This is a genomic window from Robiginitalea marina (genome assembly GCF_024006985.1).
GTDB lineage: Bacteria > Bacteroidota > Bacteroidia > Flavobacteriales > Flavobacteriaceae > Robiginitalea > Robiginitalea marina.
Window position 1 is genome coordinate 463531 of record NZ_JAMXIB010000001.1, and the last position, 17750, is coordinate 481280.

Consider the following 17750-nt stretch of genomic DNA (forward strand, 5'->3'; position numbering starts at 1 on the left):
GTCACCCCCCCATGCCATAGCCTTCCGGCAGGTCGATGGGTATAGCTTTCCCCCCTTCCCGAATCGAACGGTAAATGGCCTCCACTACCACCATATCCCTTTTTCCCATTTCCCCCGGGGCCCGGTTTGGGGTGCCCTCCAGGATGTGCCGGGCAAAGTCGTCCATCTGGAGCTTTTGCTGGCTTTCATGGGGAAAGGACATTGGCCCTTCGCTGGTGCGCCCGCTTAATGGGCCGTAATTATTGGCCGGCTGCAACTCAAACCACCCGCGATCGCAGGAGGCATAAAGCCGGTTGGCCTGGGCATTGTGGGAAGTCATCATCTGCCCTACGGTCCCGCCAGGGAACTCGAACTGGGCGGTAATGGTCTCATCGGTGTCCCTGAAATAATCGGGGCGGGTGCTGAATTCCCGGGCGCTTACCGAAACCGGGTTTTTCCCGCACCCATAAATACAACTCTGTATGGCATATACCCCCATGTTCATCAGGGCTCCCCCTCCCGAAAGCGATTTATCCAGGCGCCACTGGTCGGGGTTGCCGGCAGAAATGTAGGCTGCATCGGCCCCTACAAAACGAACGCGGCCAAAGGCCTGTTCCCTGACCAGCCTTTTGACTTCCCGGGTATACGGCTCGGAGTGCAGCCGGTAGCCAACCCCGAGTTTTACGCCGGCCTCCCTGCAGGCTGCCATTATCGCATCGCATTCCCCTACATTCATGGCCATGGGCTTTTCACAAATCACATGCTTTCCCGCCTTCGCAGCCCGGATGGAAAACTCGGCGTGCATGCTGTTGGGCAACACCACATACACAATATCGATGGCCTTGTCGGCGGCTATGCGGTCAAAGCTGTCGTAATCATAGACGTGTTCTGCCCCAATGCCGTAGGTCTGCATCCATTGCCTGGCTTTTTGCGGGGTACCCGTTACGATGCCTGCGAGGTGGCAATATGCGGTTTGCTGAAGGGCAGGCGCCAACTGGTAGGTGCTGTAACTTCCCAGGCCGACCAGGGCCACTCCCAACTTTTTCACCTGGGACCCGCCGCCCTGGCCGGTGAGTGGCAGGGGCATGCCCATTGCCAGCAGCCCCCCGGCCAGGGTGGTATTGAACATTCTTCGACTGTACGGTTTCATGGAATTGATTTTCTTAAAATTACACCTTTTTCCCGAAGGAGCCCCCGGGGTATGGCTGGGGCCATTTTTCGATCCCTGCCCACCTGTGCTCCGGCAGAAATTGCTATTTTAGGGGACACTAATTCTTATACTCCATGAAATTGCCACTGCCCGCCCTCCTGCTGCTTGCCTTTCTGCCGACCCTATCCCTGAGCGCACAGGAACGGAAAATCCCCATCGACACAGCCATTGTAACCCAACACACCGTGACCATAGCCGGTCAAAGTATCCCCTACACGGCCGAAACGGGGACCCAGCCGGTATGGGACGAAACGGGAAAACCCATAGCAGCCCTTCACTACACCTATTACACCCGCGACAATGTAAAGGACAGGGCCTCCCGTCCCTTGCTGATTTCCTTTAACGGGGGCCCCGGTTCCGGTTCCGTCTGGATGCACCTGGCCTACACCGGCCCCAGGATTTTGCGGATCGACGACGAAGGGTACCCTGTGCAGCCTTACGGGGTGGAGGAAAACCCTTATTCGGTTTTGGATGTGACGGATATCGTTTATGTGAATCCGGCCAACACCGGGTATTCCCGCACCATCCCCGAAACGGGAAAGGAAGTGGACCGGTCGAAGTTTTTCGGTATCAATGCCGACATCACCTACCTGGCGGAATGGCTGAATACCTTTGTCACCCGGCATAACCGCTGGAGGTCGCCCAAATACATCATTGGGGAAAGCTACGGAGGTACCCGGGTCATGGGCCTGTCGCTGGCCCTGCAGAACCAGCAATGGATGTACCTGAACGGGGTCATCATGGTATCCCCGGCAGATTATAAGGTTATCCGGCAGGACGGACCGGTGAGCAGCGCGCTGAACCTGCCCTATTACACTGCAGCTGCATGGCACCAGAAAGCCCTCTCGCCCGCCCTGCAACAGAAGGACCTGTTGGAGATCCTCCCTGAGGCCGAGGCCTTTACCATAGACACCCTTATCCCGGCAATCGCCAGGGGCGGGTTCATCGGGGAATCGGAGCGAAAAGCTGTTGCTGAAAAAATGGCCCTGTATTCAGGGCTCGGCGTAAAGGAAATCCTCGACCACAACCTGGATGTGCCCACCTCCTATTTCTGGAAAGCCCTGCTCCGCGACCGGGGCGGATACACCGTAGGCCGTCTCGACAGCCGGTACCTGGGGATTGACAAAACCCTGGCAGGCACCTCGCCCGACTATAACGCAGAGATCACCTCTTGGCTCCATAGCTTTACCCCGGCCATCAACTATTACCTCCAGGAGGTCCTGAAATTCAAAACAGACATCAAATACAACATGTTTGGCCCGGTACGCCCCTGGAATGACGAAAACGACAATACGCGGGACAACCTGAGGCAGGCCATGGCCCAAAACCCCTACCTGAACGTCCTGGTGCAATCGGGCTATTACGACGGCGCCACCACCTATTTCAACGCCAAATACACCCTTTGGCAGATCGACCCGAGCGGGCGCATGAAGGACCGGCTTGAATTCAAAGGGTACCGCAGCGGACATATGATGTACCTCAGGCGGGAAGACCTTAAACAGGCCAATGAAGACCTCAGGGCTTTTATCGTGAGGACTACTGCAGTCGGAAAAAGCGCAAAATACTAATCCCCACCCCATGAAAAAAACAATGTTAGCCTTTATGGCAGTGATGGCCACCTGCGGGATGGTAGCCCAGGAGATCCCCCCGGCGCAGTGGCAGATCAAAACCGCACTGATGGCCGTACCCGGCGACTACCGGGATGGGGCCACGGTATACGGCTACGACCCCCGGGGGAATTTTGTCACCCTGAGGGAAGGCACCAACGCCTATATCGCCCTGGCGGACGACCCCGGAAACCCGAATTTCTCCACGGCTGCCTATCACAGGGACCTGGATGCCTTTATGGCCCGGGGCCGGGAACTGAAAGCGCAGGGGAAAGACGGAAAGGAGATTTTTGATATCCGGGAAGCCGAGGTGCGCTCCGGGGCCCTGAGCATGCCCGACAAGGCCACCCTCTGTGTTTTTACGGGAAAGGTGAACCCTGAATCCCTGGAGATCGAAGACCCCTATGTGCGGTATGTTTTTTATATGCCTTTTGCCACCGGGGCTTCCACAGGTCTCCCGACCACCCCGACGCCCCCGGGCCATGCCTGGCTTATGGATCCTGGCACCCACCGGGCACACATCATGATCACCCCCCCTAAGGAAGCGCCGGAATAATATTTCGGTGAACTATTAGAAGTGCTGGCTGGGGATGGGGGTACCCGGGCCTTGCTGCCCCGAAAATTTCGGTACCCAAATGCAATCTTTCGCAACAAACCCTCTGGTAAGCATCCTGATGCCCTTCAGGGATACAGGCCGCTTCCTTCCCGAATGCCTCCATTCCATCCTTGAACAGGACCTGAAGGATTGGGAATTGCTTGCAGTGGACGATCATTCCACTGACACGGGGCGGGAATTCATGGAGAAACTCGCTGCCCTCGATGCCCGGGTTCGGGTCATGGACGCGGAGGGCAGGGGCATCATCCCCGCCCTAAGGCAAGCCTATCGGCTGAGCCGGGGACAACTTATTACGCGGATGGATTCGGATGACCTGATGGCCCCCCACCGCCTGCAACTCATGGCAGGCCAGTTAACCTCCCATGGCCCCGGCCACCTTGCCCTTGGCCGGGTACGCTATTTTTCACACCGTGGGATTTCCAACGGGTATGCCCGATATGAAGCCTGGATCAATGGGTTGACCGCCCGGGGGGAGAACTTCAGTGAGATCTATAAGGAATGCGTCATCCCATCGCCTTGCTGGATGGCCTACCGACGGGACCTGGATGCGTGTGGTGCCTTCAACCCCGATCGGTACCCTGAGGATTACGATTTGTGCTTCCGCTTTTATGAAGGGGGGTTGAAATGCCTGCCTTCGGAACACCTGCTGCATTACTGGAGGGATTACGACCAGCGCACCTCAAGGACGTCGCCCCACTATGCCCAGAATTATTTCCTGGACCTGAAACTGTATCACTTCCTGAGGCTCGACCGTGTGCCGGGAAGGCCCCTGGTGGTCTGGGGGGCCGGATTCAAGGGCAAAACCATTGCCCGTAAACTAAAGGCCGCCCGACAACCTTTCCACTGGCTGTGCGACAACCCCAGGAAAATAGGCAGGAAGATCTACGGGGTACCCCTGCAGCACTACACCTTCCTCGGCCAGCTTGAAAACGCCCAGAGCATAATCACCGTGGCCAATGAGGAGGCACAGGAAGCGATCAGGAACCACCTTCACGCCCTTGGGCAGCTATCCATGAGGGATTTCTACTTTTTTTGCTGACCCTGCGGTTTTGGCCGGGGGTGCCCCCAGCCTTCCTTTGGGGCAGTATTTCCCGCTCCATCCCTGCAAAGGCCTTTTGAATTGGCTATATTTGACCAAGCAATTCAAACTATGCAGTTCAAGCATCCGGAACTCCTGTGGGGCCTCCTGCTACTCCTAATCCCAATCCTGGTGCACCTGCTCCGCCTCAGGAGGTTCAGGGATACGCCCTTCACCAATGTTCGGATCCTCAAAAAAATACTGGTCGAAGCCAACCGGAGCAGCAGGCTGAAAAAATGGCTGTTGCTCCTTGCCCGGCTGGGGCTAATTGCAGCCCTTGTGCTGGCATTTTGCCAACCCTTCCTTTCTTCGCAAACCGTTGGAAAACCAAAGGATATACTCGTTTATCTCGATAATTCTTTTAGCATGCAGGTACAGGAAGGCAATTCAAGCCTGTTGCAGAATACGGTACAGGACCTGCTGCAATTCCTGCCTGAAGACCTTCGCTTTACGCTGATGACCCAGAGCCGGACCTACCGGGAAGTGGAGGTCAGGGACATCCAGCAAGAACTCCTCGACCTGGGCTTTGATCCGGGGAGTACAGACCCTGCCGAAGTACAACTTCGGGCTGATGCCTATTTTGCAAGCAGGGATTCCGCGGAGCGGGAACTCTGGCTGCTTTCCGACTTCATCGGATGGGATCGGGAGGCCTGGGCATCCTGGAACAACGCCCGGGTGCGTGCCGTCAGGGCTACAGCCGGGAACCCCGTCAATATTTCTCTAGATACCGCCTTTTTCGGGAACAAAAACCCCGAAACCCTGGAACTCCTGGTTTCCCTCAGTTATGAAGGCCCCTGGCAGAATACCCCGGTTTCCCTTTACGACGGGCAACGCCTGGTCGCCAAAACCACAGCGGAAATCCAGGACGATGGCGCCGTGCTGGCCCGTTTCCTGATCCCGGCCGGAGAGGGGCTAAATGGCATCGTACAAATAAATGACAACGGGCTGCCCTACGACAACGTGCTTTACCTCTCTCACAATCCGCCCGAAAAGATCAGGGTGCTCGGGATCGGCCCCTCCCCTTCCCCATACCTGGCCCGTATTTTTTCCCCTGCTGAATTCGCGTATGCCGAAAGCGATTTGAGGACACTCGATTACGGCCTTATCAACCGGCAGCACCTGGTGGTACTGAATGAACTTGAGGCCGTGCCGGAGCCCCTGGCCAGGGCCCTTCAGGAATTCTCCGCCCAGGGAGGCGTTTTGCTGGTCATCCCGGCCGCTGATGCCCGGATTGAAAGCTACAACACCTTGCTAGCCCCCCTCGGGGCCGGCCTGCAGCCCCGCGTGGAGGGCGACAACCCCATCACGGGCATCGTATTCGATCACCCCAGGTTCCAGGGGGTTTTTGAGAAACAGGTCGAAAATTTCGAATACCCCAGGGCTGGCCTTTATTTTCCGTTGGAAGGCACCCTACCGGCCATGCTGAAGTTCCAGGACGGACAGGCCTTCCTCTCGGGAATTGACGGCCTTTATGTGTGCGCGGCCCCCCTGGGCGATGCATCGGGCAACTTCAGGTTTTCCCCCTTAATCGTGCCCACTCTTTACAGCATCGGCCGGGGAAGCCTCCCGGGATCGGATCTCTATTACCAGGTTGGGAAAGAAGCCTCACTGGACCTGGACCTCACCCTAGAAGAGGACAATATTGTGGAAATGCGTGGAGCGGAGTATTCCTTCATCCCCCTGCAGCAATCCTTTTCCCGGAAAACGCGTTTGATTTTCGGCGATGAGCCGCGCCTGGCAGGGAATTACCTCATCGAATACCAAGGGGGACCCATCCGCCAGGCCAGCTTCAATTACCCGCGCACCGAAAGCCTGGGAAGGGACACCCCCGCAGGCCTGCCGGATCGCTTTGAAATTTATCCGGATGTGGAGCGTCTGGTGGCCCAATATCAAAACAGCATGGCGATAACCTCCCTTTGGAAATGGTTTGTTATTTTAGCACTGCTATTTGTGTTGGTTGAAACATTCCTGCAAAAATTGATGCGATGAACCTACTGATTAAATCCGCCACCCTCATCGACCCAACCCAACCGGCACTGCACCTCAAAAAGCGGGATCTTCTCATCGAAAAAGGACAGATCCGGGCCATCGGTACCGGGCTGAGGGAAGGGGGGAATACCCGGGTAATACGGCTGGAGAACCTCTTTGTCTCCCCCGGCTGGTTCGACAGCGGGGTGAGTTTCGGGGAGCCCGGGTTCGAAGAACGGGAAACCATAGCCAATGGCCTTAAGGTAGCCGCAGCCTCCGGCTTTGCCGGGGTTGTGCTGAATACCAACACCAACCCCACCCCAGATACCAGCGGCGATATCGTGTTTTTGAAAGACGCTGCCCGCGGGCAGGTTTCGGAATTATTCCCCATGGGCACCCTGAGCGTAAAATCCAGGGGCGAAGACCTCTCGGAAATGCACGATATGCACCAGGCCGGGGCCGTAGGTTTCAGCGACTATAAAACGCCTTTGGAGAACCCCAACCTGCTGAAGCTCGCCCTGCTTTATGTACAGCATTTCGGAGGCCTGGCACACTCCTTCCCCATGGATGCCCAGGTAAGCGCAAAAGGTCAGGTCCATGAAGGCAACGTTTCCGTGACCCTGGGGCTGAAAGGGATCCCGGCGCTGGCAGAAGAGCTCCGCATCGCGCGGGACCTCGCCCTTTTGGAATACACCGGGGGCAGGCTGCATATCCCAACGATTTCCTCGGCCCACTCCGTGGCCCTGATTGCCTCAGCAAAGAAAAAGGGCCTGGATGTCAGCTGCAGCGTTGCAATACACAACCTCTGGTTTACCGAGGAATCCCTGGAAGGGTTTGACAGCCGGTTTAAGGTACTCCCTCCCCTGAGGAGCCAACGCGACGTAAAAGCCCTTCGAAAGGCATTAAAGGAGGGCGTGATCGATTTTGTAACCACCGACCATTGCCCCATGGATATTGAGGAGAAGCGGAAGGAGTTTGACCTGGCTTCCTTTGGGACTGTCGGGTTGGAAGGAGCCTTTGGAGTCCTGAACCAAATATTCGGCACCGAGGCCAGTGTGGAGATCCTCACCCGGGGCCGGGAACGTTTCGGGCTAAGGCGCCCGGTCCTGAAGGAAGGGGAAAAAGCCGTCCTGACCCTGTTCAACCCCGAACAGCAGTCGGTTTTAGAAGCCGACACCCTGCTGAGCAGTTCCAAAAATGCCATCTTCCTCGGGGTTCCCCTGGTTGGAAAAGCCTACGGGGTGATTGTGGGAGAACGTAACAGCCTTTAAATGAGCGCACCGAGCCGGGAAGCCAAAACCATTGCCGTAATCGCCTACCTGACCCTGGTGGGCGCCCTGATCGCCATCACCATGAACCTGGACCCCAAATACGAGTTTGGGCGGTTCCACACCCGGCAGGCATTTGGCCTGCACCTGGGCTTCCTTGGGTTTTCCCTGTTCCTGAGCCAGTGGTTCCACCCCTATGCCTGGGTGGGGTTATATGTGAGTTACTTCACCTTATGGATCTATGGGATCACCGCAGCCCTTCAGGGCAGGAAACGGCTGGTTCCCCTGGTTGGGGCCCATTTCCAGCGTTGGTTTTTATTTATTAAATAATGGACGATACCCCCAAAGCCAATCTGCCTTTAACCCACAGGTGGAGACCCGCCCGCGTGATCTCAAAACCTGGGCCGGCCCTTTTCATGCTGCATGGATACGGAAGCAATGAGGAAGATTTATTCTCCTTTGCCTCTGAGTTGCCCGGGGACCTCCATATCTTTTCCCTTAGGGCCCCCTACAGACTGGAGCCGTTCGGGCACGCCTGGTACGCCATAGATTTCAGTGCATCCCGGGGCAAATGGAACGATGTGGAACAGGCCATTGCCTCCAGGGATCTGGTGCTGGAAACCATAGACCGGGCTATTGAAGCCTACGGCCTCGACCCGGGCCGCATAAGCCTGCTGGGCTTCAGCCAGGGGAGTATTTTGAGCTATGCCCTGGCCCTTTCGTACCCCTCCCGGATTAAATCGGTGATCGCCCTGAGCGGGTACCTGGACCCTGCCATGCTTCCCCCCGGCTTTGCCAGCAACGACCTTGGGTCCCTGAACATATATGCCTCCCATGGGGAAACCGACATGGTGATCCCGGTATCCTGGGCCCGCAACACCTCGGAATTCCTGAAGGAGCTGGGCGTGAAACACCAGTATGAGGAATATCCCGTGGGGCACGGTGTCTGCCCCGAAAACCTGTACTCGTTCAGGGAATGGATGAACGGCAGGTACTGATTACTGGCTTCGGGTATAGAGCAGGTGGCCGAGGAGGGTAAAGTCGACGCCAAGGTCGTCCCTGAGTTCGTACTGGATCAGGAGCTCCCCCCAGTATTTCCCGTCTGAAAAATCGGCGATAATCCAGCGGTGGTTCAGGATCTCAATCTTGTTGATCTTAAAATCGCCTTCCATCCCCTCATAGGGGACCAGGGGATTATTCCCGGAAGCTTCATTGGTTTCCAGGAGCTTATCGGCGATGTACCGGGAAGGGTCTTCCAGGCCAAGGTGGTCGTAATAGGCAAGGGCCTCATCATTGTTCCCGAGGCTGAAATACTGCAGGTCCAGCAGGTCGAGCCGGCTGTCTTTCAGGGAGTCCCGTAGCGCCTCCTGTTCCTGCTCCAAGGCGTTTATTTTTTTTTCGAGTCCTTCCAGATTCCTGGAGCCGGTAAATGCAAGATAAAGGGCCAGCAGGGCCGAAAAAACAAAAAGGTACAGGAAGATTTGCTGTCGCATGTTTTTTATTTAAAGGGTAAGGGTAAGGTTGTCATAGGCCAGGCGGACGTGCCCGGGAAGCTGCTTTTCCACTTCCTCATGGAACCCCATCATATGGCTGATGTGGGTGAGGTAAGCGCGTTTCGGGTTAACTTTTTCGATGAATTCAAGAGCCTCCTGCAGGTTGAAGTGGGAATGGTGGGGTTCCTGCCTGAGCGCGTTGACTACCAGTACTTCCAGCCCTTCAAGGTGTTTCATCTCTTCCGGTTCAACAGACTTCACGTCGGTAAGGTACGCGAAATCCCCCAGGCGATACCCAAAAACCTGGAGGCGGTTGTGGCGGGCTTCGATGGGGGTAAACCAATGGGTGCCGACCCGGAAGGGGGTGCCTTTTTCCACCAGGTTCACCGCCACGGCCGGGGCCCCCGGGTACCGGTCGCCATCGGCGAAAATATAGTCAAAACGGCGCTCCAGGGAGCGCACTACCCGCTCATGCGCAAATATGGGGATGTCGCCCTGGCGAAAGAAAAAGGGCCTGATGTCGTCTATGCCGGCCGTATGGTCGGCATGCTCGTGGGTGAAGAGGATGGCGTCGAGCCGTTCCACGGGGTGGCGCAGCATCTGTTGTCGGAAATCCGGCCCGCAATCAATTACATAAACGCTATCGTCTGCCCGGATCATCACCGAGACCCGGAGCCGCTTGTCCCTGGGATCACGGCTGAGGCATACCGGATGCGTGCTCCCGATTACCGGGATTCCCTGCGAGGTGCCTGTACCCAAAAAAATGATCTCCAACCGATGGTCTGTTTTATCCAAATTTATAACTTATTTATTATTTGGATCAGCCAATCTTTTTACCTTTGTTTTGTGTAAATTGCCGACTATGCCCACGGTTCAAAAGAACGATTTTGCGTTTGAAAACGTCCCCTCCATCAAAGCAAAAACCCTGCGCATAAACCTGAACCCGGATATTTACGGAACATTTGCGGAGATTGGCGCCGGCCAGGAAACCGCGAGGCATTTCTTCAGGGCCGGGGGGGCTTCCGGAACCATCGCCAAGGCGATGAGTGCCTACGACAAAGCGTTCAGCGATGCGATTTACGGGCTTGAGGAAGACGGGCGATACGTCACCCAGAGCCGCCTTCAAAAAATGCTGGCCCATGAAATGCGGTTGATGGAGGAGCGTATCCCCCGGGAACAACACCCCGATCGGCTGTTCTTCTCCTATGCCAATACCGTGGCCACCATCGATTTTACCAAGCGCTATAAGGGTCATGGCTGGGTCGGTATCCGGTTCCAGCTCGATCCCAAACAGAAGGAATTCGACGAGATCGTGCTGCATATCCGCTTCAAGCAGAACGAGGCCCGCCTGCAACAGGAAACGCTTGGAATCCTCGGGGTAAACCTTATTTACGGGGCTTTCTTCAAGTACGACAAACCGCGGAAACTCCTGAAATACCTCTACGACCATATCGACAAGGACACCCTTGAGGTGGATATGATCAATTTTTCAGGGCCGAATTTTGCCCAGGTCGACAACCGCCTGATCAGCCTCCAACTGGTCCGCAACAATATGACGGATGCAGTGATGTTCGGTCCGGACGGCAACAACCTGCTGCCAGCCGCCGTACTCTATAAAAAGAATATCCTCGCCCTGAGGGGAAGCTTCCGCCCCGTGACCATGGTAAACATGGACATGTTCCAGAAATCGTACGATATTTTTATAGGGGAACAAACCGTAGACCCTGAAAACACCATCGTCATCTTTGAGATTACCCTGTCCAACCTGAAAGCTTCCGGGGAAATCGATGAACAGGATTTCATGGACAGGGCCGAGCTGCTGTGTTCCCTGGGCCATATGGTGATGATTTCCAATTTCCAGGAATACTACAAGCTGGTAGAGTTCCTGAACAACTACACCAAGGAGCGCATGGGCCTGACCATGGGGGTAAACAACCTGGTGGAAGTATTCGACGAAAAGTACTACCGCCACCTCAGCGGCGGTATCCTGGAGGCTTTTGGGAAACTTTTCTTCAAAAACCTCAAGGTATACCTCTATCCGATGCGCGACCCGGAAACCGGCCAGATCCTTACCAGCAACAATATCAAGGTTCACCCCCGTATGAAGGAACTCTACAAGTTCTTCAAGTATAATGGCAAGGTAATGGACATCATTGATTACGACCCGGATATCCTTCATATCTACTCCAGGGATGTCCTGAAAAAAATCACCAACCACGAAGAAGGTTGGGAAGAAATGCTGCCTGAAGGGATTGCTGAAGTCATCAGGGAAAAACAACTTTTCCTCCCCAAAAAAGACAAGTCGCCCCAGTCTGTGAAATAAAAAAACCGGATAGCGTGCTATCCGGTTCCCCCCTTATGCGCTTTCCAGGATTTGCGCGGCGTGGTCCTTGGTGACCACCTTGTCGATCACGCGTTCGACTATCCCTTCTTCATTAATAATAAAGGTCTTGCGATGGATGCCATCGAATTCCCGACCCATGAATTTTTTGGGCCCCCAAACCCCGAAGGCCTCAATAACCTTGCGGTCCTCATCGGCGAGCAAGGGGAAGGGAAATTCGTATTTATCCCTGAAACTGGCCTGCTTTTTGGGAGAATCGGCACTGACCCCCAAAAGGCTGTATCCGGCATTTTGAAGTTCGCCATAGTGGTCCCGGAGGTTACAGGCTTCCTGGGTACACCCGGGGGTATTCGCCTTGGGGTAGAAAAACACCACGAGTTTCCTGCCGCGGTAGTCCGATAGGGAAACCGAATTCCCATCTTGGTCCGTGCTTTTAAAATCCGGAACTTTATCCCCTGCTTTCAATGTGTCCATAAGCATTCTGATTGTTTAGTTATTTTAGTGTAAAATTAAACATAATGACCAAAAAAGAAAAGGCGGCTTTTATAGTGGAGAAACTGGAGGAAATCTACCCGGCCATCCCCATCCCTCTGGACCATAAAGATCCGTATACCCTGTTGATCGCCGTATTGCTCTCTGCCCAGAGTACCGATGTCAGGGTCAACCAAACCACCCCGGAATTGTTTGCGCTGGCCGATAACCCTGCCGATATGGTAGCCCTGGGGGTTGACAAAATCCGCGAAATTATCCGCCCGGTGGGCCTGTCGCCTACCAAGGCCAGGGCCATCCATGCCCTGTCGGGTATCCTGCTGGAAAAACACGGGGGCCAGGTGCCGCAAACCCTGGAAGCCCTGGAAGCCCTGCCGGGGGTAGGGCACAAAACTGCCAGCGTGGTGGTTTCTCAGGCCTTCGGCATCCCTGCCTTTCCTGTGGACACCCATATCCACAGGCTCATGTACCGATGGGGCCTTTCTTCGGGCAAAAATGTGGTGCAAACCGAAAAGGACGCCAAAAAATTGTTCCCAAAGGAATTGTGGAATAAACTCCACCTTCAAATCATCTGGTACGGGAGGGAATACTGCCCGGCGCGGGGGTGGGACCTGGAACGGGACCCGATCACCCAGAAGGCAGGGAGAAAGGAAGTGCTCCGCAATTATCGGGCAAAAAAAAAGGCCCGCTAAAAGCGGGCCTGTTGCGCTAATTCAATGTTGTTTCGAATTGTACCCCCTTGTAATTCAGCACGCGGAGGGTGCGTGAGAACTGCAGCAAAAAGTCCACAGTTTCTTTCCTGACGTGGCAACCCTCGCACGCTCGGGCCGGTTCTGAGTAAATTTTTTCCATATACCTAGAGTTCGTTACACCTAAATAACGCAACCCCAGGGGAAATATTGTCTGTTGGTTTAGGGTTTAATAATTGGTCAGGGTGATCTTGTTCCTCTGGATGATCTTCCTGAGGTTGATCAGCGCATAGCGCATCCGGCCGAGGGCCGTATTGATGCTCACCCCGGTACATTCGGAGATTTCCTTAAAACTCATGTCTTTGTAGATTCTCATGATGAGAACCTCGCGCTGGTCATCGGGCAATTCATCGATCAGTACTTCCAGGTCGCTCTCAATCTGATCCTTGATCATTTGCTTTTCTGCGTTGAGTTTATCGTCGCCGATCACGGAAAAGATATTAAAGTCATCGCCCCCTTCAAATTTGGGCATGCGCTTGTTCTTGCGGAAGTAATCGATGATCAGGTTATGGGCGATGCGCATGACCCAGGGAAGGAATTTCCCTTCCTCATTGTAATTGCCCTTTTTAAGGGTCTTGATCACCTTGATAAAGGTATCCTGGAAGATATCCTCGGTCACATCGCGGTCCATGACCTTGGAGTAAATGAAGCTCGTGATCCGCTGGTTGTGGCGGTTGATGAGCGTTTCCAGGGCCCTTTCATCGCCGCTGATGTATTCCCGTACCAGGATTGAATCGTCGATCTGTAATTCCATAGAGCGCATTTTTTTGTTCAGTGGTGGCCTTAGGCTGGTTTTTGTTTCGTCCGTTGCGTCTGTTTTGCCTCAAACACAATTTAAAAGTAGCCAAAGGGGTTGCCTGCGGAAAAACATTGTTGTCAAACCACGGATTCTTGATGTAAACACCGGATTTTAGCTTTTAAGGGGATGCCGACCTGATCGCGAAGCCCGGAGCTGGCTGCAAATCAGCGGGAAAAGAAAAGCCCGGCCACAGAATGGCCGGGAGCGGGAAGAACCTGGAAGGTCACCGGGTCAGTTCAGGTTGCTCTCAAAGGTGAGGCCCCTTGAGGAAACGATTTTGAGGGATTTGGAGTAGTCGAGCAGGAAACGGATGGTTTCCGGGGAAGCCTTTCTAAGTTCGCACTGTTTTGATTCCTTAATGGGGTAAAGGTGCTTCATGGGGATTTGCTTTGTTTGTCAAAATAACGCAATCCCCACCGGAACCCGTTTCCCGGCTCGACCTATGGCCCAATAATTCGTTTAAAAATACGCCTTGGGCGATCCTTACGACCTGCTGCCAATTAATCCGTTAAAACGATCTGGTTCTCTTCGATGAATTTGCGGAGGTTAATCAGGGCGTATCGCATGCGGCCCAGGGCGGTATTGATGCTTACCCCGGTGCGCTCGGCAATCTCCTTGAAGCTCATGTTCTGGTACATACGCATCCGCACCACCTCGCGCTGTTCGCCGGGCAACCGGTCGACCAAAACCCCGAGGTCCGATTCGATCTGGTCGCGGATCAGCCTTTTTTCGGCATTCACCCCATCGTCTTCCAGGATAGCGAAGACATGGAACTGCTCGCTGCCCTCGTAGCGGGGCATGCGGTTATTCTTCCGGTAGTGGTCCATCACCAGGTTGTGGGCGATCCGCATCACCCAGGGAAGGAATTTGCCTTCCTCATTGTATTTGCCAAGCTTCAGGGTGCGGATAACCTTAATAAAGGTCTCCTGGAAAAGGTCCTCGGTGATTTCCGTGTCGAAAACCTTGGAGTAAATAAAATTGAATATGCGCTGGTTGTGGCGGGCGATCAGGCATTCAAGGGCCTTTTCATCACCGTTTAAATAGTTCTTTACCAGGGAAGCGTCATCGACATGGAGTTCCATACACTATACTTTTTTTGATTACATCTGGCGGCCCGGGATTTCTCCCGTTCACCGCCTTTCGGGCTTCAACTAAAAAAGTAATAGTGCTGTATAGGCGTTGTCGATTTATGGATTGACTCCCCAAATATAGAAATTTTTTCTTCCCGCCAAAAACAAACCCTCCTCAAACGGGCGAGTTATCCCAAAACATCTGCTGGCAATTGCCCCCCGTAAATCGTATCTTTGCGGCTTACCCGCAGCGGCATGGAAGGAGTCAAAACAGCAGACCCGAAGGAAGCCATATTCATTAAGGGGGCGCACCTTCATAACCTCAAGCATATCGACGTGCGCATCCCGCGTAACCAGCTGGTGGTTATTACGGGTATGAGCGGCTCGGGGAAATCGAGCCTTGCCTTTGATACGCTGTATGCCGAAGGGCAGCGCCGCTATGTGGAAAGCCTTTCTTCCTATGCCCGGCAGTTCCTGGGCAAACTGGATAAACCCAGGGTGGATTATATCCATGGGATTGCCCCTGCCATTGCCATCGAGCAAAAAGTCAACTCCACCAACCCCCGCTCCACGGTGGGCACCAGCACAGAAATATACGACTACCTGAAACTCCTGTTCGCCCGGGTGGGCAGGACCATCTCCCCGGTGTCGGGAAAGGAAGTACGGAAGCACCGCGTGCAGGATGTGGTCGATTTCATATCGGGGTTTGAGGAAGGGAGCCGCCTGTTACTGCTCGCCCCCATAGAGCTCCCCGAAAACCGGGATGTCCAGAAATCCCTGCAATTGCTGACCAAGCAGGGCTATGCCCGGATCCGGCACCAGGGCGAAATCCTCCGGATTCGGCCCGAAATGCCGGAAGTGGGTCGCAACTTTGACCTGGTTGTGGACCGGGTGGTTGTCAAAAAGGACGATGAGGATTTCCTGAATCGCCTTGCCGGCGCTGTGGATACGGCCTTTTTTGAAGGTAAGGGCAGCTGCCTGGTGGAGGAAGTCGATTCGGGAAACCAAACCAAATTCAGCAACCGTTTTGAGCTGGACGGAATCGCTTTTCCGGAGCCGAACGTACACCTGTTCAGCTTTAATAACCCTTTTGGGGCCTGCCCCAATTGCGAGGGATATGGGGACATCATCGGCATCGATGAGGACCTGGTGGTCCCCAACGGCGACCTTTCCGTGTACGATAACGCCATTGCCCCCTGGAAAGGGGAAACCATGGGGGAATACCGCGACCAGCTGGTAAACAACGCCTACAAGTTCGATTTCCCCATCCACAAACCCTGGTTTGAACTTACGGAAGCCCAGAAAGCACTGGTTTGGGAAGGGAATGAATACTTTACCGGCCTGAACCAGTTTTTCAGGCACCTGGAAGAAAAGAGCTATAAAATCCAAAACCGGGTTATGCTTTCCCGTTACCGGGGAAAAACGCGGTGCCCAATTTGCAAGGGCGGCAGGTTGCGCAAGGAGGCTTCCTACGTAAAAGTTGGGGGGAAAGCGATTTCCGAGCTGGTGGACCTGCCCATCCATGAACTCGCCCGTTTTTTTGAGGTCCTCCGCCTCGACACGCATGAAGAAGAAATTGCCCGGAGGCTGCTGGTTGAGATTCGCAACCGGCTGTCTTATTTGCTGAAAGTAGGGTTGGGTTACCTCACCCTGAACCGAAAATCAAATACGCTTTCCGGGGGCGAGAGCCAGCGGATCAACCTGGCCACCTCCCTGGGGAGCAGCCTGGTGGGCTCCATGTATATCCTGGATGAACCCAGCGTGGGGTTGCACCCCAGGGATTCGGAGAACCTTATAACGGTATTGAAAGCGCTCAGGGACCTGGGCAATACGGTCATCGTGGTGGAACACGATGAGGAAATGATGCGGGCTGCCGACTGGATCATCGATATCGGCCCTGAGGCGGGGACCCTCGGGGGCGAGGTGGTAGCGGAAGGGACCATGGAAACCCTCCTCCGATCAGATTCCTATACGGCCCGTTACCTCAATGGCAGCCTTAAAATCCCGGTTCCCGCAAAGCGGAGGAAACCAAAAGGGTTTGTAAAGGTCACCGGGGCGAGACAACACAACCTGGCCCATATCGATGTTACCTTCCCCTTGCAGGTCCTGACGGTGGTGACCGGGGTTTCCGGGAGTGGAAAGAGCACCCTGGTAAACAAAATCCTGTACCCGGCCTTGCAAAAAAAGCTGGGGGGGTATGGAGAGAAGGCTGGCCGATACAAAGCCCTGGAAGGCGAATACAGCGAGATCCGGCATGTGGAATTCGTGGACCAGAACCCCATCGGCCGTTCTTCCAGGTCGAACCCGGTTACCTACCTGAAAGCCTATGACGAGATCCGCAACCTGTTTGCCTCCCAAAAACTTAGCAAAATCCGCGGGTACAAGTCAAAACACTTTTCCTTTAACGTGGATGGGGGTCGATGTGAAAAGTGCAAGGGGGAAGGAGAAATCACCGTGGAGATGCAGTTCATGGCAGATGTCCACCTGGAGTGCGACCAGTGCCGCGGCAGGCGGTTTAAAAAGGAAGTCCTGGAAGTAGCCTTCCAGGGGGCTTCCATCGACGACCTCCTCAAAATGACCGTGGATGATGCTATTGCGTTCTTCAGCACCCATGGGGAATCCAAAATAGCCGCCCGGCTGCAGCCGCTCCAGGACGTCGGCCTGGGCTATGTTACCCTGGGGCAGCCCTCTTCCACCCTGTCGGGCGGGGAGGCCCAGCGGATCAAGCTGGCCTCTTTCCTGGGGCGGGGCCAAAGCAGGGAGAAAGCCCTGTTTATCTTTGACGAGCCGACGACCGGCCTGCATTTTCACGACATCCACAAGCTGCTGACCTCCTTTAACGCCCTCATCGACAAAGGACACTCCATCATTGTTATTGAGCACAATATTGAGCTGATCAAATGCGCGGACCACCTCATTGACCTCGGACCGGACGGCGGGGACAGCGGGGGGCAGCTGGTGGCTGTTGGCACTCCGGAAGAAGTGGCCCGGCACCCCGGTTCCCTGACCGGGAAATACCTGAAAGGGAAGTTGGGCCTGTAGCTTTCCCGGGGTTAGATTTCTGCAAAATCAAAAATACTAAC

At 54.8% G+C, this 17750-nt stretch carries 17 protein-coding genes; 10 read left to right on the plus strand and 7 right to left on the minus strand.

Annotated elements, in window-relative coordinates:
• Position 1 precedes the first annotated feature (1 nt).
• Positions 2 to 1129: a Gfo/Idh/MocA family protein gene (locus NG653_RS02025; RefSeq protein WP_252739987.1), complete on the minus strand. Its 1128-nt coding sequence runs from the start codon at positions 1127 to 1129 to the stop codon at positions 2 to 4.
• A 134-nt stretch (positions 1130 to 1263) separates the two neighbouring features.
• Between NG653_RS02025 and NG653_RS02030 the strand changes: the two genes are divergently transcribed.
• The 7 genes from NG653_RS02030 (at position 1264) to NG653_RS02060 (ending at position 8724) form a co-directional block, all read left to right on the plus strand.
• Entirely contained in the window at positions 1264 to 2757 is a 1494-nt protein-coding gene (locus NG653_RS02030) for a S10 family peptidase (protein WP_252739988.1), read from the plus strand.
• A 10-nt stretch (positions 2758 to 2767) separates the two neighbouring features.
• Positions 2768 to 3352, plus strand: a complete 585-nt coding sequence (locus NG653_RS02035; RefSeq protein ID WP_252739989.1) for a hypothetical protein — start codon at positions 2768 to 2770, stop codon at positions 3350 to 3352.
• 79 nt (positions 3353 to 3431) lie between these two features.
• Entirely contained in the window at positions 3432 to 4451 is a 1020-nt protein-coding gene (locus NG653_RS02040; RefSeq protein WP_252739990.1) for a glycosyltransferase, read from the plus strand.
• Positions 4452 to 4562: 111 nt separating this feature from the next.
• Positions 4563 to 6479 (plus strand): BatA domain-containing protein, encoded by a 1917-nt coding sequence (locus tag NG653_RS02045; protein ID WP_252739991.1) that lies wholly within the window; start codon positions 4563 to 4565, stop codon positions 6477 to 6479.
• Positions 6476 to 7729, plus strand: a complete 1254-nt coding sequence (locus tag NG653_RS02050) for a dihydroorotase (RefSeq protein WP_252739992.1) — start codon at positions 6476 to 6478, stop codon at positions 7727 to 7729. The genes NG653_RS02045 and NG653_RS02050 overlap by 4 nt, the downstream gene beginning before the upstream one ends.
• Entirely contained in the window at positions 7730 to 8056 is a 327-nt protein-coding gene (locus tag NG653_RS02055) for a hypothetical protein (RefSeq protein ID WP_252739993.1), read from the plus strand. It begins immediately after the preceding gene.
• Between the two features lie 56 nt (positions 8057 to 8112).
• On the plus strand, positions 8113 to 8724 hold the full coding sequence (locus NG653_RS02060) for an alpha/beta hydrolase (protein ID WP_252739994.1): 612 nt from the start codon (positions 8113 to 8115) through the stop codon (positions 8722 to 8724).
• Here NG653_RS02060 and NG653_RS02065 read toward each other — a convergent pair whose 3' ends face one another.
• Both NG653_RS02065 and NG653_RS02070 read right to left on the minus strand, forming a co-directional pair.
• Positions 8725 to 9219, minus strand: a complete 495-nt coding sequence (locus tag NG653_RS02065; protein ID WP_252739995.1) for a hydrolase — start codon at positions 9217 to 9219, stop codon at positions 8725 to 8727.
• A gap of 9 nt (positions 9220 to 9228) precedes the next feature.
• Positions 9229 to 9993 (minus strand): MBL fold metallo-hydrolase, encoded by a 765-nt coding sequence (locus NG653_RS02070; protein ID WP_252739996.1) that lies wholly within the window; start codon positions 9991 to 9993, stop codon positions 9229 to 9231.
• 88 nt (positions 9994 to 10081) lie between these two features.
• On the opposite strand from NG653_RS02070, the gene NG653_RS02075 reads away from it, so the two are divergent.
• On the plus strand, positions 10082 to 11542 hold the full coding sequence (locus tag NG653_RS02075; protein ID WP_252739997.1) for a TonB-dependent receptor: 1461 nt from the start codon (positions 10082 to 10084) through the stop codon (positions 11540 to 11542).
• A 33-nt stretch (positions 11543 to 11575) separates the two neighbouring features.
• Here NG653_RS02075 and bcp read toward each other — a convergent pair whose 3' ends face one another.
• The gene (bcp, locus tag NG653_RS02080; RefSeq protein WP_252739998.1) at positions 11576 to 12034 is read right to left on the minus strand and encodes a thioredoxin-dependent thiol peroxidase; all 459 of its coding nucleotides are present in this window, start codon (positions 12032 to 12034) and stop codon (positions 11576 to 11578) included.
• A gap of 44 nt (positions 12035 to 12078) precedes the next feature.
• Here bcp and nth point away from each other — a divergent pair, with 44 nt between their 5' ends.
• Positions 12079 to 12741, plus strand: a complete 663-nt coding sequence (gene nth, locus NG653_RS02085; protein WP_252739999.1) for an endonuclease III — start codon at positions 12079 to 12081, stop codon at positions 12739 to 12741.
• Positions 12742 to 12967: 226 nt separating this feature from the next.
• Here the strand turns inward: nth and NG653_RS02090 are convergent, their stop codons facing one another.
• The 3 genes from NG653_RS02090 to NG653_RS02100 all read right to left on the minus strand — a co-directional run bounded on the left by NG653_RS02090 (position 12968) and on the right by NG653_RS02100 (position 14679).
• Positions 12968 to 13552, minus strand: a complete 585-nt coding sequence (locus NG653_RS02090) for an RNA polymerase sigma factor (RefSeq protein WP_252740000.1) — start codon at positions 13550 to 13552, stop codon at positions 12968 to 12970.
• A gap of 276 nt (positions 13553 to 13828) precedes the next feature.
• Positions 13829 to 13975 carry a hypothetical protein gene (locus NG653_RS02095; RefSeq protein ID WP_252740001.1) on the minus strand — a complete coding sequence of 49 codons (147 nt, stop codon included), beginning with the start codon at positions 13973 to 13975 and terminating at the stop codon, positions 13829 to 13831.
• Between the two features lie 122 nt (positions 13976 to 14097).
• Positions 14098 to 14679 carry a sigma-70 family RNA polymerase sigma factor gene (locus tag NG653_RS02100; RefSeq protein WP_252740002.1) on the minus strand — a complete coding sequence of 194 codons (582 nt, stop codon included), beginning with the start codon at positions 14677 to 14679 and terminating at the stop codon, positions 14098 to 14100.
• Positions 14680 to 14922: 243 nt separating this feature from the next.
• On the opposite strand from NG653_RS02100, the gene uvrA reads away from it, so the two are divergent.
• A complete protein-coding gene (gene uvrA / locus NG653_RS02105; RefSeq protein ID WP_252740003.1) occupies positions 14923 to 17709 on the plus strand; it encodes an excinuclease ABC subunit UvrA in 2787 nt (928 codons plus the stop codon).
• Positions 17710 to 17750 lie beyond the last annotated feature (41 nt).

What these genes read in the sequence shown, in the direction of transcription:
- NG653_RS02075 (WP_252739997.1), top strand. Translation starts at nt 10,082, where the DNA reads ATGCCCACGGTTCAAAAGAACGATTTTGCGTTTGAAAACGTCCCCTCC.
- NG653_RS02100 (WP_252740002.1), bottom strand. Translation starts at nt 14,679, where the DNA reads ATGGAACTCCATGTCGATGACGCTTCCCTGGTAAAGAACTATTTAAAC.
- NG653_RS02050 (WP_252739992.1), top strand. Translation starts at nt 6,476, where the DNA reads ATGAACCTACTGATTAAATCCGCCACCCTCATCGACCCAACCCAACCG.
- NG653_RS02065 (WP_252739995.1), bottom strand. Translation starts at nt 9,219, where the DNA reads ATGCGACAGCAAATCTTCCTGTACCTTTTTGTTTTTTCGGCCCTGCTG.
- NG653_RS02040 (WP_252739990.1), top strand. Translation starts at nt 3,432, where the DNA reads ATGCAATCTTTCGCAACAAACCCTCTGGTAAGCATCCTGATGCCCTTC.
- uvrA (WP_252740003.1), top strand. Translation starts at nt 14,923, where the DNA reads ATGGAAGGAGTCAAAACAGCAGACCCGAAGGAAGCCATATTCATTAAG.
- NG653_RS02055 (WP_252739993.1), top strand. Translation starts at nt 7,730, where the DNA reads ATGAGCGCACCGAGCCGGGAAGCCAAAACCATTGCCGTAATCGCCTAC.
- NG653_RS02030 (WP_252739988.1), top strand. Translation starts at nt 1,264, where the DNA reads ATGAAATTGCCACTGCCCGCCCTCCTGCTGCTTGCCTTTCTGCCGACC.
- bcp (WP_252739998.1), bottom strand. Translation starts at nt 12,034, where the DNA reads ATGGACACATTGAAAGCAGGGGATAAAGTTCCGGATTTTAAAAGCACG.
- nth (WP_252739999.1), top strand. Translation starts at nt 12,079, where the DNA reads ATGACCAAAAAAGAAAAGGCGGCTTTTATAGTGGAGAAACTGGAGGAA.
- NG653_RS02045 (WP_252739991.1), top strand. Translation starts at nt 4,563, where the DNA reads ATGCAGTTCAAGCATCCGGAACTCCTGTGGGGCCTCCTGCTACTCCTA.
- NG653_RS02090 (WP_252740000.1), bottom strand. Translation starts at nt 13,552, where the DNA reads ATGGAATTACAGATCGACGATTCAATCCTGGTACGGGAATACATCAGC.
- NG653_RS02035 (WP_252739989.1), top strand. Translation starts at nt 2,768, where the DNA reads ATGAAAAAAACAATGTTAGCCTTTATGGCAGTGATGGCCACCTGCGGG.
- NG653_RS02095 (WP_252740001.1), bottom strand. Translation starts at nt 13,975, where the DNA reads ATGAAGCACCTTTACCCCATTAAGGAATCAAAACAGTGCGAACTTAGA.
- NG653_RS02025 (WP_252739987.1), bottom strand. Translation starts at nt 1,129, where the DNA reads ATGAAACCGTACAGTCGAAGAATGTTCAATACCACCCTGGCCGGGGGG.